Below are 17,364 nucleotides of genomic sequence, written 5' to 3' on the forward strand. Positions count from 1 at the left end.
CTGGCGAAACCCTTGGCAAGGGCCATAATCGCCGTGAGGATGCTGGCGGGTGCCGCCAGCTCCGAGGGGTGCGCCCATCTGGTCGCGGAGAGGACGGAGTTTGATCATGTCGGATATTTCCAGACGCACGCTGCTAGGCGGCTCAGCTTTGCTGCTGGCCTCCACCGCCATGCCCACATTCAGCTGGGCGCAGACGCCGAAGAAGGGCGGGCGGCTGGTGCTCGCCGCCGATTCCGAACCGCGCAATCTCAATCCTGCGATCGTCGCCTCCAACGGCGTCTTCTTCATCTCCAGCAAGATCGTCGAAACGCTGGCCGAGGCCTCCTTCGACGGCAAGGACGGGCTCCAGCCGCGGCTGGCACTCAGCTGGGAGGGCGCGGCCGACGGCCTGTCGGTGACGTTCAAACTACGCGAGGGCGTCAAATGGCATGACGGCAAGCCGTTCACCTCGGCCGACGTCGCCTTCTCGGCGCTGCAGATCTGGAAACCGCTGCAAAATCTCGGCCGCACCGTGTTCAAGGATCTGGCCAGCGTCGACACCCCTGACGATCTGACCGCCGTGTTCAAATTCGCCAAGCCGACGCCGTTCCAGCTGATCCGCAACGCCTTGCCGGCGCTGTCAAGCGTGGTTCCGAAGCACATCTACGAGGTCGGCAAGATCGAGGAAAACCCGGCCAACAATGCACCCATCGGCACCGGGCCGTTCAAGTTCGGCGAATACAAGGCCGGCCAGTATTACAAGCTGACCAGGAATGCGGATTACTGGGCCAAGGACGAGCCGTATCTCGACGAGATCATCTACCAGGTGCTACCCGACCGCACGTCGGCTGCAGCGGCGCTCGAGGCGGAAGAGATCCAGCTCGCCGCCTTCTCCGCCGTGCCGCTGGCCGACCTCGACCGCATCTCCAAGGTGCCGGGCCTGAAGGTGATCTCCAAGGGCTATGAGGGGCTGACCTATCAGCTCGTCGTCGAGATCAACCATCGCCGCAAGGAACTGGCCGACGTGAAGGTCCGCCAGGCGATCGCGCATGCCATCGACAAGGACTTCGTCGTCAAGACGGTGTTCCTCGGCTATGCCGCCACCGCCACCGGCCCGGTGCCGAAGAACGATCCGCAATTCTACACTGCCGACGTGCCGATCTATCCATTCGACGTCGCCAAGGCCAACACCTTGCTCGACGACGCGGGGTACAAGCGCGCCGATGACGGCAAGCGTTTTGCGCTGAAACTCCTGCCGGCACCCTATTTCAACGAGACCAAGCAGTTCGGCGACTATCTGCGCCAGGCGCTGGCGGCAATCGGCATCGACGCCGTGATCGTCAACAACGACTCGGCCGCGCACATCAAGGCCGTCTACACCGACCACGCCTTCGACCTCGCCGTCGGCCCGCCGGTGTTCCGCGGCGACCCGGCGATCTCGACCACCATCCTGGTCCAGAGCGGCATTCCCGACGGCGTGCCGTTCTCCAACCAGGGCGGCTACAAGAACGCCGCGCTCGACGCGCTGATCGCCAAGGCTTCGGAGACGCTGGATACGTCAGCGCGCACCGACCTCTACAAGGAATTCCAGAAACAGGTCGCGGCGGACCTGCCGCTGATCAACGTCGCCGAATGGAGCTTCATCAGCGTCGCGCGCGATACCGTGGGCAACATCGCCAACAACCCGCGATGGGCGGTGTCGAACTGGGCGGACACCTATCTGGAATCGTGACACATTTGCGCGGATGAAAGTTCGCAAAGAAATTGGTGTGAAGGCATGGCGTAGGGCCTCGTTTCGTCACACCCCCCTCTGTCCTGCCGGACATCTCCCCCGCAAGGGGGGAGATCAGCAGCTTCGCTGTCGCGTACATTCGGCATCGAAGATTGGCGAAGGCAGAGGCGACATCCAATCTCCCCCCTTGCGGGGGAGATGTCCGGCAGGACAGAGGGGGGTGCCTAGACACCGCACCTCTCCCGACTGGCGCGCCGCCATGCGTCCCCCATGACCCGCGCCCTCACCCTCACCCGCCGTCGCCTCGCCGGCAGCATCTTCGTGCTGCTGATCGTCATCATCGGCACATTCCTCCTCCTGGAAGCCGCCCCCGGTGACGCGGTCGACGCCTACATCGTCTCGACCGGCGGCGACGCCGGCATGATCGAATTGCTGCGTCATCGCTGGGGCCTCGACCAGTCCGAGCTGACACGGCTCGCGAACTATCTCTGGGCGCTGCTGCATTTCGACCTCGGCCAGTCCGTTACCTTCTCGCGGCCAACTCGCGATGTCATCCTGGAACGCCTGCCGACGACACTGCTCCTGATGGTGACCGCCACCGCGCTCTCCTTCGGTTTGGGCTCGGCGCTCGGCATCTACGCCGGCGCCAGACCCGGCAGCTTTCGCGACCGCTTCCTGTCGATCGGCTCGCTGGCGCTTTATGCCGTGCCGGGTTTCTGGCTTGGCCTGGTGCTGATCGTCGTCTTTGCCGTTGACCTGCGCTGGCTGCCGATCGGCGGCATCGAGAGCCTGGCCTCGGACAAGACCGGTTTTGACCGCGCCACCGACATCGCCGTCCACCTCGTCCTGCCGGTTTCCGCGCTCGGCTTCATCTATCTCGCGCTCTATCTGCGCATGATGCGCGCCGGCATGGCCGAGGCGTGGCGGCAGGATTTTGTACTCGCCGCCCGCGCCAGGGGGCTGTCACGCCGCCGCATCGTGCTCGCCCATGTCGCCCGCAACGCGCTCTTGCCGCTGGTCACCATGCTCGGCCTGCAATCGGCGCAGATGCTGGGCGGCAGCGTCGTCATCGAAAGCGTCTTTGCCGTGCCCGGGCTCGGCCGGCTGGCGCAGGAAGCGGTCGCTTCGCGCGACACGCCGCTGCTGCTCGGCATCATCCTCACCAGCGCCGTCCTCGTCATTGCCATCAACCTTGCAGTCGACATCGCCTACGCCTTCCTCGACCCGCGCGTCGGCGCCGGCGAGGCCAGCGCGTGAGCGCGCTGCCGCGGTTCCTGCGCCGGCCGGAAGCGGTCGCCGGCGCGATCATCCTGGCGCTTCTGTTCGCCATGGCGCTGTTTGCGTCGCTGCTCTTCCCCGGCGACCCGCAGGCCATTGCCGGACCAGCACTGCTGCCGCCCTTCCAGGACTGGTCGCTGCCGCTCGGCACCGACCGGCTCGGCCGTGACGTGCTGGCCGAACTGTTCCACGGCGCCCGCACCTCGCTGGCGGTCGGCCTGGCGGCGGCAGCGGCGGCACTCTTCATCGGCGCGGTCGTCGGCACGCTGGCCGGCTTTGCCGGCGGCCTTGTGGACGAGGGGCTGATGCGCATCACCGATGCCTTCCAGACCGTGCCGAGTTTTCTCCTGGCGCTGGCCTTCGTCAGCGTCGTCGGGCCGTCGCTCGGCGTCGTCGTCACGGCAATAGCGCTTGGCGCCTGGACCGGACCGGCGCGTGTAGCGCGCGCCGAAGTGCTGTCGATCCGCGAGCGCGATTACGTCGCCGGCGCTCGCGTCATCGGCATGCATCCGCTTGAGATCGCTTTTCGCGAGGTGTTGCCCAACGCGTTGCCGCCGGTGCTGGCCTTGTCCTCGGTGATCGTGGCCGCCGCGATCCTCACCGAGGCGGCGCTGTCCTTCCTTGGTCTCGGCGACCCCAATCGCGTCACTTGGGGCGGCATGATCGCCGAGGGCCGCACTGTGCTGCGCACCGCGCCCTTTCTGTCGATCGTTCCGGGCATCGCCTTGGTGCTGACCGTGCTTGGCGTCTATCTCACCGGCGAAGGCGTGGTCGAAACGACGGCGGTGCGGAGGAGCCTGTCGTGACCGCACTGGCTGAGATACGCGATCTGTCAGTGCGCTATCGGCGAGATGGCAGCGAGGTGACGGCGCTGAAGGGGGTCAGCCTGGATGTTATTGCCGGCGAGCGGCTGGCGATCATTGGCGAAAGCGGTTCGGGCAAGAGCACGCTGGCGCTGGCGGTGGCTGGACTGCTGCCGGCGAGCGCCAAGATTGAAGGGCATGTCAAGTGGCAATTTCAGGCGCCGCGATCCTTCCCACCCCCCTCTGTCCTGCCGGACATCTCCCCCGCAAGGGGGGAGATCAGCAGCTTTGCCGACGGCTTCCCTTCTGCAACGTTCGTGGTTGGCGAAGGCGGAGATGAGAGAGCAATCTCCCCCCTTGCGGGGGAGATGTCCGGCAGGACAGAGGGGGGTGTGACGGAACGCCGACCTCTCAAATTAACCGAGCCCAGCACGCTCCCCCTTCCCGGTCGCGACATTGGTTTCGTCTTCCAGGACCCCTCCGCCAGCCTCGACCCCGTCATGACCGTCGGCAAACAGATCGCCGAAGTCGCCCGCACCCACCTCGGCCTCGACTGGCCACAAGCTTACGCCAAAGCCAAAACCCTGCTCCAACGTGTCCGGCTGCCCGACCCACAAACCGCCATGCGTGCTTTCCCGCACCAGCTCTCCGGCGGCCAGAAGCAGCGCGTTGCTGTTGCCGCGGCCATTGCAGCCGGTCCGAAACTGCTGATCGCCGATGAGGCGACCAGCGCGCTGGACACCATTGTGCAAGCCGAAATCGTCAGCCTCATTCGGCAACTGGTGGCGGAGGACGGCATGACGCTGCTGTTCATCAGCCACGACATCGCGCTGGCCGCCGAACTCGCAGAGCGTATCGCTGTATTCCGGAACGCCGAACTGATCGAACTCGGCCCGACGGAGCAAATCATAAACGCCCCGCGCCATGCCTATACGCGAACGCTGCTCAACGCCCATCTCGGCCTCGACGCCGATCCGCTGCTACGACGGGCGCCGGCATGAACTTGCTCACCGTCTCCGGTCTTACCAAGCGATACCGTCGTGGCGGCAAGGCCATCGCGGCCGTCGACGGTGTCTCCTTCGCCATCGAACCCGGCGAGACGCTGGCGCTGGCCGGGCCCTCCGGCAGCGGCAAGTCGACGATCGCGCGGCTGGTGCTTAGGTTGATCGAGCCCGACGCCGGCACCGTCCAATTCGAAGGCGATGACTTTCTGCTCTTGAAGGGTGCGGCCCTGCGCACCAAGCGCGCGCGCCTGCAAATGGTGTTCCAGGATCCGCTCGCCGCGTTCAACCCGCGCGCCACGGTGGCTCGCGTGCTTGACGATCCCTTGCGCATCCATGCCATCGCTTCCCGCGCCGAGAGGCCGGCCCGCATTGCTGCCTTGCTGGATCGCGTCGGGCTGGCAGCCGATCTCGCCCCGCGCGCCATTCACGAAATCTCCGGCGGCCAGCGCCAGCGCGTCGCCATCGCCCGAGCCATCGCGACCAAACCGTCGCTGATCGTGCTCGACGAGGCGGTGTCGGCGCTCGACGTTTCGGTCCGCGGACAGATCCTTGAGTTGCTGCTCGACCTGCAAGCCAGGGAACGGATCGCCTATCTCTTCATTTCGCATGATCTCGGCGTCGTACGGGCCATCGCCCACCGCGTCGTTCTTCTCAACGCCGGGCGGATCGCCGAGAGCGGCGACCCCCGCAACGTAGTCGACGCGCCGCAATCGGCAATCGGCAAGGCGCTGGTTGCGGCGGCGCCAAGATTGGACAGAAGCAGCAGGCAAGTACCATGACCGAACCAGAAGCCAGAGCCGAAAAACTCTCGCGCGAACTCGATTCCGCCTTCCGCAACCGCGCCGATCTCTACCGTCTGTTTCTCGACGAGCTGACCGGCGAACTCGGCGCGGAAAAGGCCGAGGCGATCATGATCCGCACCATCGAGCAGCGCGGCAAGGAGGTGGCGGCGGCCGCCTTCGCCCGTTTCGGACCTAACGACGCGCCGGCCATCGGCGAGGCATTTTTGGCCGTCAGCCCGGATGGCGGCCTGATGTATCCGACCGATGTCGAGCGCGGGCCGGACCACATCGCCTTCAAGGTGAAGCGTTGTCCGCTGAAGGACGCCTGGGTCGAGGCCGGTGTCGGTGATGAAAAACTCGCCACGCTCTGCCGCATCGCCGGCGCTTTCGACCGTGGTCTGTTCGAGGCAACGGGCGTGCGCTTCGACAATGTCACCTGGACGCCGGGCCACGGCCCCGGCTGCTGCCACATCGCGCTGACCAACAGGGATGCCGCCGGATAGCCAATGCTGATCAGTCGGCGGCAAACACATGCAGCTCCGTGCCCGCCTGTTCGGCAGCAGTGCGCAGGTCGGCCTTCGGTTCGCTGTCGGTGACGATATCGGCAATGTCATCGAGCCCGCAGATGCGTTCCAGACTGCTGCGGCCAAACTTGTCGTGGGTCACCACCAGCACCGTCGACAGTGAACGCGATATCATTGCGCGTTTAACGGCTGCGGCGCCCGAGATCATGTCGCTCGGACCATCGGCGCTTATCCCCGATGCCCCGATAATGGCGACGTCGGCATTGTAGCGGCGCAGGAACTCGACGGTGTCTTCGCCAAGCACGCTGCCTTCGCGGCTGTCATAGGTCCCGGGGCAAAGCAGCACGCGGAAGGTCGGATTGGCGCCGGCCACCGAGGCCACGCCGGTGGAATTGGTGATGATGGTCAGGTCGCGCTTCAGCTGCGAAAGGTTGCGCGCCACCTCATAAGTGGTCGAACCGCCATCGATCATCACGATCTGGCCCTTCTGGACCAGGCCCGCTGCGCCGCGGCCGATGCGGGCGCGCTCCTCGACCAGGGTCAGGCCGCGCTCCGAAATCACCGGCTCTGATGTCACCAGCGAGATCGTCGCACCGCCATAGGTGCGGTTGATCAGCCCGGCATCGCCGAGTTCGATGAGATCGCGGCGGATGGTCTCGCCGGCGACGCCGATGCGCCGTGCAAGTTTGGAGATGCGGATGGACGCCGACCGGCGCACTTCCGAAAGGATAAGCGCGTGCCGCTCCTTCTTCGTCAGTCGGCCCTGATCCATGATTATTCCATTCCCTTTGCAGCAATCAGTGCGTCGGCAAGCTCGGCAAACCCTTGCGCGCCGCGCCCGCTTGTGACGAAGGCAGGAGATGCCGGAAGTTCGCCGGCGAAGTCCAGCACATTAGCGACACCGACGCTGTTGGGGAAGAAGCCGAACATTGGCGCATCGTTTGGACTATCGCCGACGAAGACAATGCTGTCCTTGTCGTGGTCTATGTCTATACCAAAACAGTCGCGCAAGAATAGCCGGCTTGTTGACAGTTTGTCGTATTTGCCGAACCAGCCATTGACATGGATGGACGAGATTTTCGCCGCCGCTCCATAGCGCTGAAAGATAGCGACGATCTTCAGCACTTCAGATTTGGGCAGCGGCGCGACATCCTCGCGAAAATCGATCGCCAAATCGGCTTCGCGATAGGCCTGGTCAGCGGCGACCGCCGCACCCGGAATTTCCGCGAGCACGGCGCGTTCGATCTCGCGCAGGCGCGCCGCGTCAGCCTGCCTTTCCCCGGCACTCCTGGCATAGTGACGAACGATGCGCTTGGCAGTGCCGTCATAGCGGAAATAGAAAGCGCCGTTCTCGCCGATCACGCCATCGACCGGCCATTGCCGCGCGATCAGGTCGCACCAGCCGGCAGGGCGGCCGGTCACCGGCGCGACAAGAAAGCCGGCCTGCTTCAGCCGCTCGAGCGCCGCATAGGCTTTTGCCGGCAGCCGTCCCTTGTCGGTCAAGGTGTCGTCGATATCGGTCAGAACGACGGCGATGTTGCGCCGGTCCAGCGCGGTGAAGTCGGCAAGCGGACGCAGCACCCGCTCAGGCTCCCGCCGCAACCGTTTCGAGCGAGGCAGCCGCGACGTCGAGCATGGTGAACCTGTCGCGGATCAGCCGGGCATTGGCGACCGCCTCGTCGTAGAAGCCAGCCGGTATGGCAACCTCCTGCGGCGTGGTCGGCGCGCCGGCGGCGCGCAGTGCTGCCGCGATCTCGCGCGCCGGGCGTGCCACCCGCACCAGCCTTTCACGATGCGAGCGCCATTGCTTGGCCAGCATGGTGTTGATGGCGTTTGCCCGTTCGCGGTCCAGCAGCTTGGGCTTGAATGCCGCCCAGCAGGAACGTCCGAGCGTTTCGCCGAAGATCTCGATGAAGCGTTCTGGCGTATCCGCGGACGGCGCGAGCTGCAGCTCCGGCAGTGCCAGCACGCGCTCCTGCAGCCGCGCCATCGTCAACGTCGTCACCGCTATGTGTTCGCCGTGATGCGCCTCAGGCAATCCCTGGCCCCGCATGTCGATATAGTGGGCGATCAGATGTTCGCCCTGGCTGGCCGGATAAGAGCCGCCGCACAGCGTCATGCCGAGACCGGACATGACCAGCGTGCGCACCAGCACTTCCATCGCCTCAAGGTCGCCGGTCCCGAGTTCGCCGGCATTGGCGATGAGCGCCTTCTCGTCCTCGGCCAGAAGCATGAACGGCGCCTGCCTGTAGGGCGTGCCGAGCAACAGATGCGCCATCAGCCAATCGGTCTGCGCGGTCGGCCGCGCCATCGAATCGCCGAAGCCGGCAGCGATCAGCCGGTGCGGCGCCCGCGCCATGACATCGAGATCGAGGAAGACGCCGACCGGCAGGCTGGCCGTCAGCGATTTCTTGAGGCCGTCCTCGGTGATTGCCGCCGACACCGAGGTGTAGCCGTTCATCGATGGCGCGGTGCCGAACACCGCATAAGGTTTTTGGGTGAGATGGGCAGCATATTTGGTGATGTCGTTGATCGAGCCAGATCCGACCGCGACTAGGCCGCTGGCGTCTTTCGTGCGTGCGATCACCGATCGCACCGCGTCCATGTCCGGATGCGGATGGCGCGGCAGGATGATCTTGTCGACATCGCTGCTGCCACGCAGTGCGATCGACACCCTCTCACCCAGCGCCAGCCCTGTGTCGGGATCCATGACCACGGCGAGCTTGCGGCCGAGCGGCAGCGGCTTGACCAGCGCATCGGCCTCGTCGCCGAGACCGCGCCCTATGACGATGGTCTTCAGCGGCACCGACAGCATTCCCTGGCTGTCCGGGTCAGGCAGCGTGCCGGCAATAAGGCGATCGAGCATTTGTCTGGACATAGGATGCAGTCCGGTCAGTCAGCATGAAGCGGGGTCAGGGCATCGAACAAGGTGCGATACCGGCGGTAACTTCTGTCGTAGGCGGCCTTGGCGGAAGGATCAGGGTCGATCGTCTCGACGTGGCCGGCCAGCCTTTCAGCCGCCTGCTGCACTGAGGAGGTAAGGCCGACGGCCGCGGCGGCAAGGATTGCCGCACCGATCGGCGAGGCATCGGCCGCATCCGCGATCTCGACCGGCCTGCCGCTGACATCGGCCCGGATTTGCCCCCACACCCGGCTGCGCGCGCCACCGCCTGAGAGCCGGATGCGCCCGGTTGTTATGCCGAGCTCGTCCAGCCGGTCGACAACGTCGCGCATGGCGAAGGCGCAGCCTTCCAGCACTGCGCGAGCGCAGGCCGCTTTGCCGTGGAAGGATGTCAGGCCGTAGAAAGCGGCACGCGCTTCGGCGATCCAGCGCGGCGCCATGGCACCGGACAAGGCCGGCAGGAACAGCAAATCGTCGCTGCCGGCAACCACCGTCGCCGCCAGTTCCGACATCGCCGCCGGCGAATCGACGCCGAAGGTTGTTAGAAACCACGTCACCGCGCCGCCCGAGAGCCATCCGGGATTGGAGATGAAATAGCCGTTGCCGAGAAAGCCATGGGTCTCGACCAGGCCGCCGGGGTCGAGGCGAAGCGTGCCGGACACCGCGCCGACCACTTCGGCCGTGCCGAGATTGCAGGCGACGACACCGCGCACGACAACCCCGGCGCCTATGGCGGCCGAAAAATCATCGCCGGTGCCGACCGCCAGCGGCGTGCCCACAGGCAGACCGGTGAGCTCGGCGCCGGCGTGGGTCAAGGCGCCGGCGATCTCAGATGCATCGTCGATGCCGGGCAATTTATCTGCATCGATGTCGAAGGCCGCCAGCAGATCGCCGGCATAGTTGTGCTCCTTCAGCCCATAGAGCATGGTCGTCGAGGCCAGCGCGTGATCGATGACGGCACGACCGCACAGCGCCGCGACCACGAACGATACCGGTTGATGCCAGAGCGCCACCCGGCGCGCTTCGGGCAGGTTGCGCGCGGCCCAGCGGATTTTCGCCGCCATATGAGTGGCGTCCAGAACGAGACCGGTGCGCTCACGGATGAAGTCCGGATCGATGCCGGCGATCTCTCCTGCCGCCCGCCGGTCCATCCAGATGATGCACGGAGCCAGCGCCTCACCATTGCCATCGACCGCGACGCAGCCGTCGAGCTGGCCGGCAATGGCAATGCCCTTGATGTCGGACGGCGCAAGCCCAGCCTTGTCGAGCGCGCCGGCAATGGCCGGCTTGAGCGCCGCCAGCCACAGCGCCGGATTCTGTTCGGCCCAGCCGGGCGCCGGGAAGGCCGGCTGGTACAACACAGCGGCCTCGCCACGCAGCCGCAATTCGTCATCGACAACGATCGCCTTCAGGCTTTGTGTGCCGAGATCGATGCCGATGACTGGCATTAGACGCGCTCGCAATCCGCGAGGACATCCCGCAGTTGCGAGAGGATAGAACCTTTCGTCGGCGAATAGGAGCCATCGAAAACCGCTGTGCCAATGGTAAAAGCGTTGGCGCCGGCCAGCTTGATTGCCTTGATCCGATCGGCTGATGCCACAGCGCCGGCGACGATCAGATGCCGCGACGGACCAAGCCCGCGCCGGGCTGCGCGCACCAGTTCGGCCGGGTCGGCCTCGGTGGCGCGATAGGCGAGGATGTCGCATCCCGCACAACCCTTCTCGGCGAAGGCGCGGCAGTCGGCCTCGACATCCTCGGCCGAACCGCCGAGCTTGGTCGGATGGCCGACCGGCCGCCCGGGAAAAGGATAGTATTCGGTGCCGCTCCCCTCCAGCAACGCCATGATCTCGTCGACCTGGGTACCACCGAGCAGGCGCTGGATGCCGAGATCCCTGGCGATGCGCGCGGAATTAAGGCAGGCCTCAGCCGTCGTCGAGACAACTTCCATGTAAGTGGTGGCGCCTGTCCGGCCAATGGCGACAGCGAGCTTGCGCAGCACATCCGGCGCGACGCCAATATCCTTGAAGCCGACATGCTTCAGGCCGACCGGCTCAATCAAATCGACCAGGTCGAGACAGTCCTCGACCGTGCGATCGTGGCGCGTCAGCATGAAGATGAAGTCCATCCGAAAGGTCCCTCGCCTGGTCGGGAAAGCCGGTTTGCTGCCGGTCTGTTAACACCTCCCAACCATTTGTTGCAAGGTGCCACATTTTGATTTGCAGTACCACACATTTTATGACAGAACGGGCGCCAGCCCGCCAGGCACGACTTCTAGGGAGAGGGAAGAATGCTCAAGCCGCTGAGACGTACTGCGTCCAGACTGCTCGTCGCAGCCGTATTTGTGTGGCCCCTGACGTGGCAAGTGACACAAGCGGCCGCGTGGGATCTGAAAGAGGCGTCGAAACCCTATAGCGGCCAGACCATCCGCATGGTCGGCGAGGCGCTGCCGCCGCTCGAAGCGCTGAAGAAGATGGCGCCGGAGTTTGAAAAACAGACCGGCATCCATGTCGAAGTCGAGATGTACGAGCACTCGGAAGCCGTCAACAAGGTGCAGCTCGATCTCAACTCGCACCGCGGCCGCTACGACGTCATCATCCAGCCGCATCGCGAACTCGGCAAGTTCGCCACCAACAACCATCTGGTCGAAATCGCCAAGATGATGGCCGACCCGGCTTTGCGCGATCCGAGCTTCGAGCCGGAGAAGCAGCTCTACCAGACCGCCTGGCACGAAATCTCCTGGTATGACGGCAAGGAGTACGGCTTCCCCTTCACAGTGCTCAACATGTTCATGTGGTATCGCTCGGACCTGCTCGCCGATCCCAAGGAGCAGGCAGGCTTCAAGGCCAAGTATGGCTACGACCTCGCTCCCGCCAAGGACTGGAAGCAATATCGCGATATCGCCGAATGGTTCTATCGCCCCGACCAGGGCTTTTACGGCACCGCCCTGCAGGGCAAGCGCCACGAGGCGCTGTGGTATGAGTGGCTCAACTTCCTTTATTCCTTCGGCGGCGACGTGCTCGACGTGAAGAGCGGCTCGGCCTGCGGCCCGGTCATCGTCAACAGCCCCAAGGCCGTCGCCTCGCTCGAATATTACAAGAGCCTGCTGCAATTCTCGCCGCCGGACAGCCTCAACTATTTCTGGGATGATGTCATGGCGCTGATGCAGCAAGCCAAGGTCACCGAGCTGATCATGTGGAACGACGCAACCTATGCCGTATCGGTCGACACCACGGCCTCCACCGTGGTCGGCAAGGTTGGCTTCGATCTCGTGCCGCAAGGCGACGGCGGCAAGATCGGCCAGGTCGAGGGCTGGACCTATCTGATCCCGGTCTATTCGAAGAACCAGCAGGCCGCCTTCCTCTTCGTCCAGTGGATGATGGGCTATGACCGCCAGCTCGAGCAGCATCTCAATGGCGGCGCCTCGGGCCGGCCCGATGTCTATGCCTCGGCGGAGGTGCAGAAACTGCCCTACGCCAAGGCGTCGATGGAGGCCAACGAGCATGCGGTGCCGAAGGCGACGCTGCCGCAATCGGCCGAGATGACCGACATACTGGTGCGCGAACTGTCATCCTACCTCGCCGGCGAAAAGGAGGCGCAGGCCGCCCTCGACACCGCCGCCACCGACATCTCGACACTGCTCGGTTCTTGCGCACCCATGACCTATCCGGCACGATAGGCCTTGAGATGTCGCGCAGAGGCTACCCGCACAAGCGGGTAGCCGTTCTTGTCCGCAGGAAACGCCCGTGACGAACCGCACTCCATCGCCGCGCGGAATGCCGCTTCTCGACCGTGGGGTGGGGCCGCTCTTGATGCTGCCGGCGACGCTGCTCGTCGTCGTCTTCCTGGTCGGCCCGTTCTACTACATGGTCTACACCGCGCTGACCGACCTCAGCTTCGCCGACGCCAGCCATGCGGGCGCCTTCGTCGGTTTCGACAATTTCCGCAAGCTGATGCGCAACGACCCATTCTTCTGGGCATCGTTCCTGCTGACGCTGAAATTCGTCATCATCGCCGTCGGCCTGGAATTCCTGCTCGGCTTTGCGCTGGCCTTCCTGATCTTCCGCTTCGTCGCCAGCCAGCGGCTTCTCACCACACTCCTGCTCATCCCGATGATGATCGCGCCGGTCGCCGTCGGGCTGATCTGGCGGCTGCTGTTGCAGGGCGATTTCGGCATGCTCACCTTCTACATGCGCAAGGTCGGCCTGCTTGCGCAGAATTCGGCGGTGCTTTCGGCACCCGACCTGGTGTTTCCGACCATCGTCGCCATCGATGTCTGGCAGTGGACGCCTTTCGTCACCCTGATCATGCTCGCCGGGATGATGAGCCTGCCGCGCGCGCCGTTCGAGGCGGCGATGATGGATGGCGCAAAACCGTTTCAGATCTTTTGCGATGTCATGCTGCCGCTGCTGCGGCCCGTCATCGCGCTGGTGCTATTGCTGCGCGGCATCGACGCGTTCAAGGAGTTCGACAAGGTTTTCCTGATGACCGGCGGCGGTCCGGGAACGCTGACCGAACTGGTGTCGATCTACGCCTACCGCGTCAACTTCCGCAACTGGGACCTCGGCTACGGCGCCGCGGTCGCCTTCATGATCTATCTCGTCGTGCTGATCCTGTGCTCCGTCTTTTACAAGGCCGTCTACTGGTCGAGCCGCAAGCAGGCGGCGTCGTTTTGAGGGCGCTGCGATGATCGATCAATCCACCAACCGCGCCTGGAGCAGTTTTGCCTGGGCCGTGCTGCTGGTCGCTGTCGTGGTGGCCTTGACGCCCTACGTCTGGATGGTGCTGGCCTCGTTCAAGAACCGCGTCGACCTGTTGTCCTCGGTGCCAAAATGGGCTTTTACGCCGACGTTCTCCAACTATCCGGCGGTCTTCATCGACAAGGAATACTGGCCGCTGGCGATCAATTCGGTGCTGATCTCGGTGTCGTCGACCATACTTTGCATCGTCATCGGCGCGCCAGCGGCCTATGGCTTTGCCCGCTCGGATTTTCCCGGCAAGGAAGACCTGTTCTTCTTCTTCCTGACCACGCGCATGGCGCCGCCGATCTCAATCGCCGTGCCGCTGTTCCTGTTCTTCACCTCGCTGGGCCTGATCGACACCATCTACGCCGTTGTGATCGCCCACACCTCCTTCAACCTGTCGCTCGTCGTCTGGATGATGCGCGGCTTCTTCGCCGAAATCCCCAGGGAGATCGACGAGGCCGCGATGATGGACGGCCGCTCGCGGCTCGGCGCCTTCTTCTTCGTCGTCGCGCCGCTGGCCGCGCCCGGCATCGGCGCGACGGCCGTGCTCTGCTTCATCCTGTCATGGAACGAGTTCCTCTACGCCTTCATCCTCGTCGCCTTCGACGGGCGGCCGCTGACCGTCGGCATACCGGGGCTGGTGACGCCGCATGGCACGCTATGGGGCCAAGTCGCGGCGGTCGCCATCGTGGCGACGCTGCCGATCGTGCTTTTCACTTTCCTTGTCCAGAAACAGCTCGTCCGCGGCCTCACCTTCGGCGCGGTCAAGGGTTGAAGGGATCTCGCATGGCAATTGTTTTCGACGGCGTCACCAAGGCTTTCCCCGATGGGACGGTGGCGCTGCAGGCGCTCGACCTTGCTTTCGAGCCCGGTGAATTCCTCGTGCTGCTCGGGCCCTCCGGCTCGGGCAAGACGACAGCCTGCCGGCTGCTCGCCGGGCTGGAGCGGCCGACCGCCGGGCGCATCATGGTCGAGGGTCGCGATGTCACCGACCTGCCGCCGCGCCTGCGCGGCATGGGCATGGTGTTCCAGAACTATGCGCTCTACAGCCATAAGAGCGTCTACGAGAACATCGCCTATCCCTTGCGCATCCGAAAGATGCCGGCTGCCGAGCTCGACCGCTGCGTCCGCGCCATGGCCGAGCTGCTCGAAATCACCCGTTACCTCGACCGCCGCCCTTCGCAATTGTCGGGCGGCCAGGCGCAGCGCGTCGCCGTGGCCCGCGCCCTGGTCTGGCAACCTAGCCTCTGTCTGATGGATGAGCCGCTGTCCAATCTCGACGCCTTGTTGCGGCTCCACATGCGCACCGAGCTGAAGCGTCTGCATCGCGAGCTGAAAAAGACCTTCGTCTTCGTCACACACGACCAGGAAGAGGCGATGACGCTGGCGACCAGGGTCGCGGTGTTGCGCGAAGGCGCACTGATCCAGTACGACGACCCGCGCGAGATTTATCGGCGGCCTGCCAATCGCTTCATCGCTGAATTCATCGGCCGTCCAGCGATGAACACGTTCGATGGCGATGTCCGCGCCGGCGTCTTCCACGCCAGCGGTTTCACTTGCCCGCTTCCGGGAAAGCCTGATGGTCCCATCGTGCTCGGCATTCGCCCCGAGCAGATCCAGCTTGTCGACGCGACTGCCGGCTATGCCATCCTGTTTGCCGTCGACGTCGTCGAACCGGTCGAGCCGGACGTGCTGATCTTCGCCACGAGCGAGGCCAACGCGCTGATCGTCAGGACCGTGAATGTCGATCGCGCTTTCGATCCCGGCCAGCCGCTTTATCTACACTTTCCGCCGGCGGCGCTGCACACATTCGATGCGGTGTCGGGAGCGCGACTGCCGTGAGCACGCTGCTCGCTTTGGTGCCGCTGGCCGCCGCAGCCTTGGTCGGGTGGCTGTTCTACAGCTTCAACCGGTCGCGGCGCTGGTTCTCGATGGGCGAACTCATCTTCTGGGACGCCATTGCACTGGTAATCCTGCAGCTTGTCTGGCTGATCTGGTTCTGAATGCGCATTCCAGCAACGCAGATCAGTAGCCCAGCGCACAACCGTCCTTGCGCGGATCGGAGGCACCGGTGAGCGTGCCCTTTTCCCAATCGATCAGCACCAACTGGCCGCCGCCATGCGGCTCCTCGGCGATCGAAACCTGATGGCCGCGCTGACGCAGGCCGGCGATCGCCTCAGCCGGAATCCCGCGCTCGGCCAGCACGGCATTGTCCTTGTAGAACACCCGTGGCGCATCCAGTGCCTGCTGCGGGTCCATCCCGAAATCGATCATGTTGGTCAGCAGATGGACATGGCCGAACGGCTGGTAGCCGCCGCCCATCACCCCGAACGGCATCACCACCTTACCCCCTCGCGTCGCCATGCCAGGCATGATGGTGTGCATCGGTCGCTTTCGCGGCGCGATACGATTTGGATGGCCTTCCGTGAGGCGAAAACTGCTGCCGCGATTCTGCAGCACGACGCCTGTCTTGGGACCGACGACGCCGCTGCCGAAGGAACCGAAGGTCGAGTTGATGAAGCTGACCGAATTGCGGTCGCGGTCGACCACGGAGATATAGACGGTGTCGCTGCGCGACAGCTCAAGCCGCGGCAGATGCGTCATGGCGAGGGCCGGATCGATGGCGGCGCGCAGCCGCTCCGCATGGGCTGCCGACAGCAGTTGTTCGACGGGGACCTGGACGAAATCCTGGTCGCCGATGAAAGTATCGCGGTCCTGGTAGGCAAGCCGGCCGGCTTCGATCTCGAGATGCAGCCGCTGGGCACTGTTCGGCTCCAACGAACCAAGGCTGAAGCCCGAAAGCACATTCAGCATGATCAGCGCCGTCATGCCCTGATTGTTCGGTGGCATCTGATGGATATCGTAGCCGCGATAGGACGTATTCACCGACGTAACGTAGTCGCCTTGGGTCTCGGCGAAATCCTCCAATGCATGCAGCCCGCCCAGCGCGCGAAGACGTTCCACCAGATCGTCCGCGACCTCACCTTCATAAAACCCTGCACGGCCTCCGTTGGCGATGATGCGCAAGGTGTCCGCCAAGTGCGGCTGCCGATGCACATCGCCGGCTTGCGGCGCCCTTCCCTCGGGCAGGAATATGCGCGCGGCGTGTTCATCGGCTGAGAGCAGGGCGACCTCGTCGGCCCAGTCGAAGGCGACGCGATCATAAACGACACAGCCTTGTTCGGCATAGCGAATGGCTGGCGCCAGCGCGGCGTCGATGCCCTTTTTTCCGTGGTCCTCGAGTAGCCGGCACCATGCATCGATGGCGCCTGGTATGGTGACGGCATGCGGTCCGGCCGCAGGCAGTTCGCTATGCCCCCGCTCCAGATACCATTCGGCGGTTGCCGCAGCGGGCGAACGCCCCGAGCCGTTGAAAGCGAGAACATCGCCCTCGCCTTTGGGACTGTAGAGCACAAAACAGTCGCCGCCGATGCCGGTCGATTGCGGCTCGACGACGCCTTGCACCGCCGCAGCGCAGACAGCGGCATCCATGGCATTGCCGCCGGAGCGCAGCATGTCGATGGCGGCCAGCGTCGCCAGCGGATGCGATGTCGCCGCCATCGCTTCTGTCGCGCGAACTGGCGAGCGGCCGGGGAACTGAAAATCACGCATGCAATC

The 17,364-nt window shown here is 64.6% G+C and carries 17 protein-coding genes; 11 read left to right on the forward strand and 6 right to left on the reverse strand.

Translation table 11 applies throughout. The features are described 5' to 3' along the window. Positions 1-106: 106 nt before the first annotated feature. The 6 genes from NKI31_RS06120 to NKI31_RS06145 all read left to right on the forward strand — a co-directional run bounded on the left by NKI31_RS06120 (position 107) and on the right by NKI31_RS06145 (position 6,081). Positions 107-1,711: an ABC transporter substrate-binding protein gene (locus tag NKI31_RS06120; protein ID WP_502899099.1), complete on the forward strand. Its 1,605-nt coding sequence runs from the start codon at positions 107-109 to the stop codon at positions 1,709-1,711. A 270-nt stretch (positions 1,712-1,981) separates the two neighbouring features. Then, positions 1,982-2,968, forward strand: a complete 987-nt coding sequence (locus NKI31_RS06125) for an ABC transporter permease (protein ID WP_352459788.1) — start codon at positions 1,982-1,984, stop codon at positions 2,966-2,968. Further along, complete coding sequence (locus NKI31_RS06130) at positions 2,965-3,795, forward strand: ABC transporter permease (protein ID WP_023735154.1); 831 nt, start codon at positions 2,965-2,967, stop codon at positions 3,793-3,795. Before NKI31_RS06125 ends, NKI31_RS06130 begins: the two co-directional genes overlap by 4 nt. Further along, positions 3,792-4,793, forward strand: a complete 1,002-nt coding sequence (locus tag NKI31_RS06135; protein WP_023804580.1) for an ABC transporter ATP-binding protein — start codon at positions 3,792-3,794, stop codon at positions 4,791-4,793. Before NKI31_RS06130 ends, NKI31_RS06135 begins: the two co-directional genes overlap by 4 nt. Further along, the gene (locus NKI31_RS06140) at positions 4,790-5,575 is read left to right on the forward strand and encodes an ATP-binding cassette domain-containing protein (RefSeq protein WP_023704256.1); all 786 of its coding nucleotides are present in this window, start codon (positions 4,790-4,792) and stop codon (positions 5,573-5,575) included. Before NKI31_RS06135 ends, NKI31_RS06140 begins: the two co-directional genes overlap by 4 nt. Beyond that, entirely contained in the window at positions 5,572-6,081 is a 510-nt protein-coding gene (locus NKI31_RS06145) for an L-2-amino-thiazoline-4-carboxylic acid hydrolase (protein WP_023704257.1), read from the forward strand. The genes NKI31_RS06140 and NKI31_RS06145 overlap by 4 nt, the downstream gene beginning before the upstream one ends. Positions 6,082-6,091: 10 nt before the next feature. Here NKI31_RS06145 and NKI31_RS06150 read toward each other — a convergent pair whose 3' ends face one another. From NKI31_RS06150 to NKI31_RS06170, 5 genes are read right to left on the reverse strand one after another with little or no spacing between them, the layout of a single operon-like run. Continuing rightward, entirely contained in the window at positions 6,092-6,874 is a 783-nt protein-coding gene (locus tag NKI31_RS06150; RefSeq protein WP_023686645.1) for a DeoR/GlpR family DNA-binding transcription regulator, read from the reverse strand. A 2-nt stretch (positions 6,875-6,876) separates the two neighbouring features. Continuing rightward, the gene (locus NKI31_RS06155) at positions 6,877-7,680 is read right to left on the reverse strand and encodes an HAD-IIB family hydrolase (RefSeq protein ID WP_023692036.1); all 804 of its coding nucleotides are present in this window, start codon (positions 7,678-7,680) and stop codon (positions 6,877-6,879) included. Positions 7,681-7,687: 7 nt separating this feature from the next. Beyond that, positions 7,688-8,980 carry an iron-containing alcohol dehydrogenase gene (locus tag NKI31_RS06160; RefSeq protein ID WP_081726918.1) on the reverse strand — a complete coding sequence of 431 codons (1,293 nt, stop codon included), beginning with the start codon at positions 8,978-8,980 and terminating at the stop codon, positions 7,688-7,690. Positions 8,981-8,994: 14 nt separating this feature from the next. Then, positions 8,995-10,452, reverse strand: coding sequence for a xylulokinase (locus NKI31_RS06165; RefSeq protein WP_352650846.1), 1,458 nt, complete (start codon positions 10,450-10,452; stop codon positions 8,995-8,997). Continuing rightward, complete coding sequence (locus NKI31_RS06170; protein WP_023712278.1) at positions 10,452-11,129, reverse strand: beta/alpha barrel domain-containing protein; 678 nt, start codon at positions 11,127-11,129, stop codon at positions 10,452-10,454. Before NKI31_RS06170 ends, NKI31_RS06165 begins: the two co-directional genes overlap by 1 nt. A 237-nt stretch (positions 11,130-11,366) precedes the next feature. Here NKI31_RS06170 and NKI31_RS06175 point away from each other — a divergent pair, with 237 nt between their 5' ends. From NKI31_RS06175 to NKI31_RS06195, 5 genes are all read left to right on the forward strand, one after another. After that, on the forward strand, positions 11,367-12,680 hold the full coding sequence (locus tag NKI31_RS06175; RefSeq protein ID WP_023751732.1) for an ABC transporter substrate-binding protein: 1,314 nt from the start codon (positions 11,367-11,369) through the stop codon (positions 12,678-12,680). Positions 12,681-12,747: 67 nt separating this feature from the next. Next, entirely contained in the window at positions 12,748-13,677 is a 930-nt protein-coding gene (locus tag NKI31_RS06180) for a carbohydrate ABC transporter permease (protein ID WP_155923888.1), read from the forward strand. Positions 13,678-13,687: 10 nt separating this feature from the next. After that, a complete protein-coding gene (locus NKI31_RS06185) occupies positions 13,688-14,521 on the forward strand; it encodes a carbohydrate ABC transporter permease (protein WP_023751730.1) in 834 nt (277 codons plus the stop codon). An 11-nt stretch (positions 14,522-14,532) separates the two neighbouring features. Then, positions 14,533-15,588 (forward strand): ABC transporter ATP-binding protein, encoded by a 1,056-nt coding sequence (locus NKI31_RS06190; protein WP_023707568.1) that lies wholly within the window; start codon positions 14,533-14,535, stop codon positions 15,586-15,588. Further along, entirely contained in the window at positions 15,585-15,749 is a 165-nt protein-coding gene (locus NKI31_RS06195; RefSeq protein WP_023698833.1) for a hypothetical protein, read from the forward strand. Before NKI31_RS06190 ends, NKI31_RS06195 begins: the two co-directional genes overlap by 4 nt. 22 nt (positions 15,750-15,771) lie before the next feature. Here the strand turns inward: NKI31_RS06195 and ggt are convergent, their stop codons facing one another. Then, a complete protein-coding gene (gene ggt / locus NKI31_RS06200; protein WP_352543180.1) occupies positions 15,772-17,358 on the reverse strand; it encodes a gamma-glutamyltransferase in 1,587 nt (528 codons plus the stop codon). Positions 17,359-17,364: the final 6 nt, after the last annotated feature.

Origin of the sequence: Mesorhizobium sp. M0659 (genome assembly GCF_040320605.1) — a bacterium.
Taxonomy (GTDB): domain Bacteria; phylum Pseudomonadota; class Alphaproteobacteria; order Rhizobiales; family Rhizobiaceae; genus Mesorhizobium.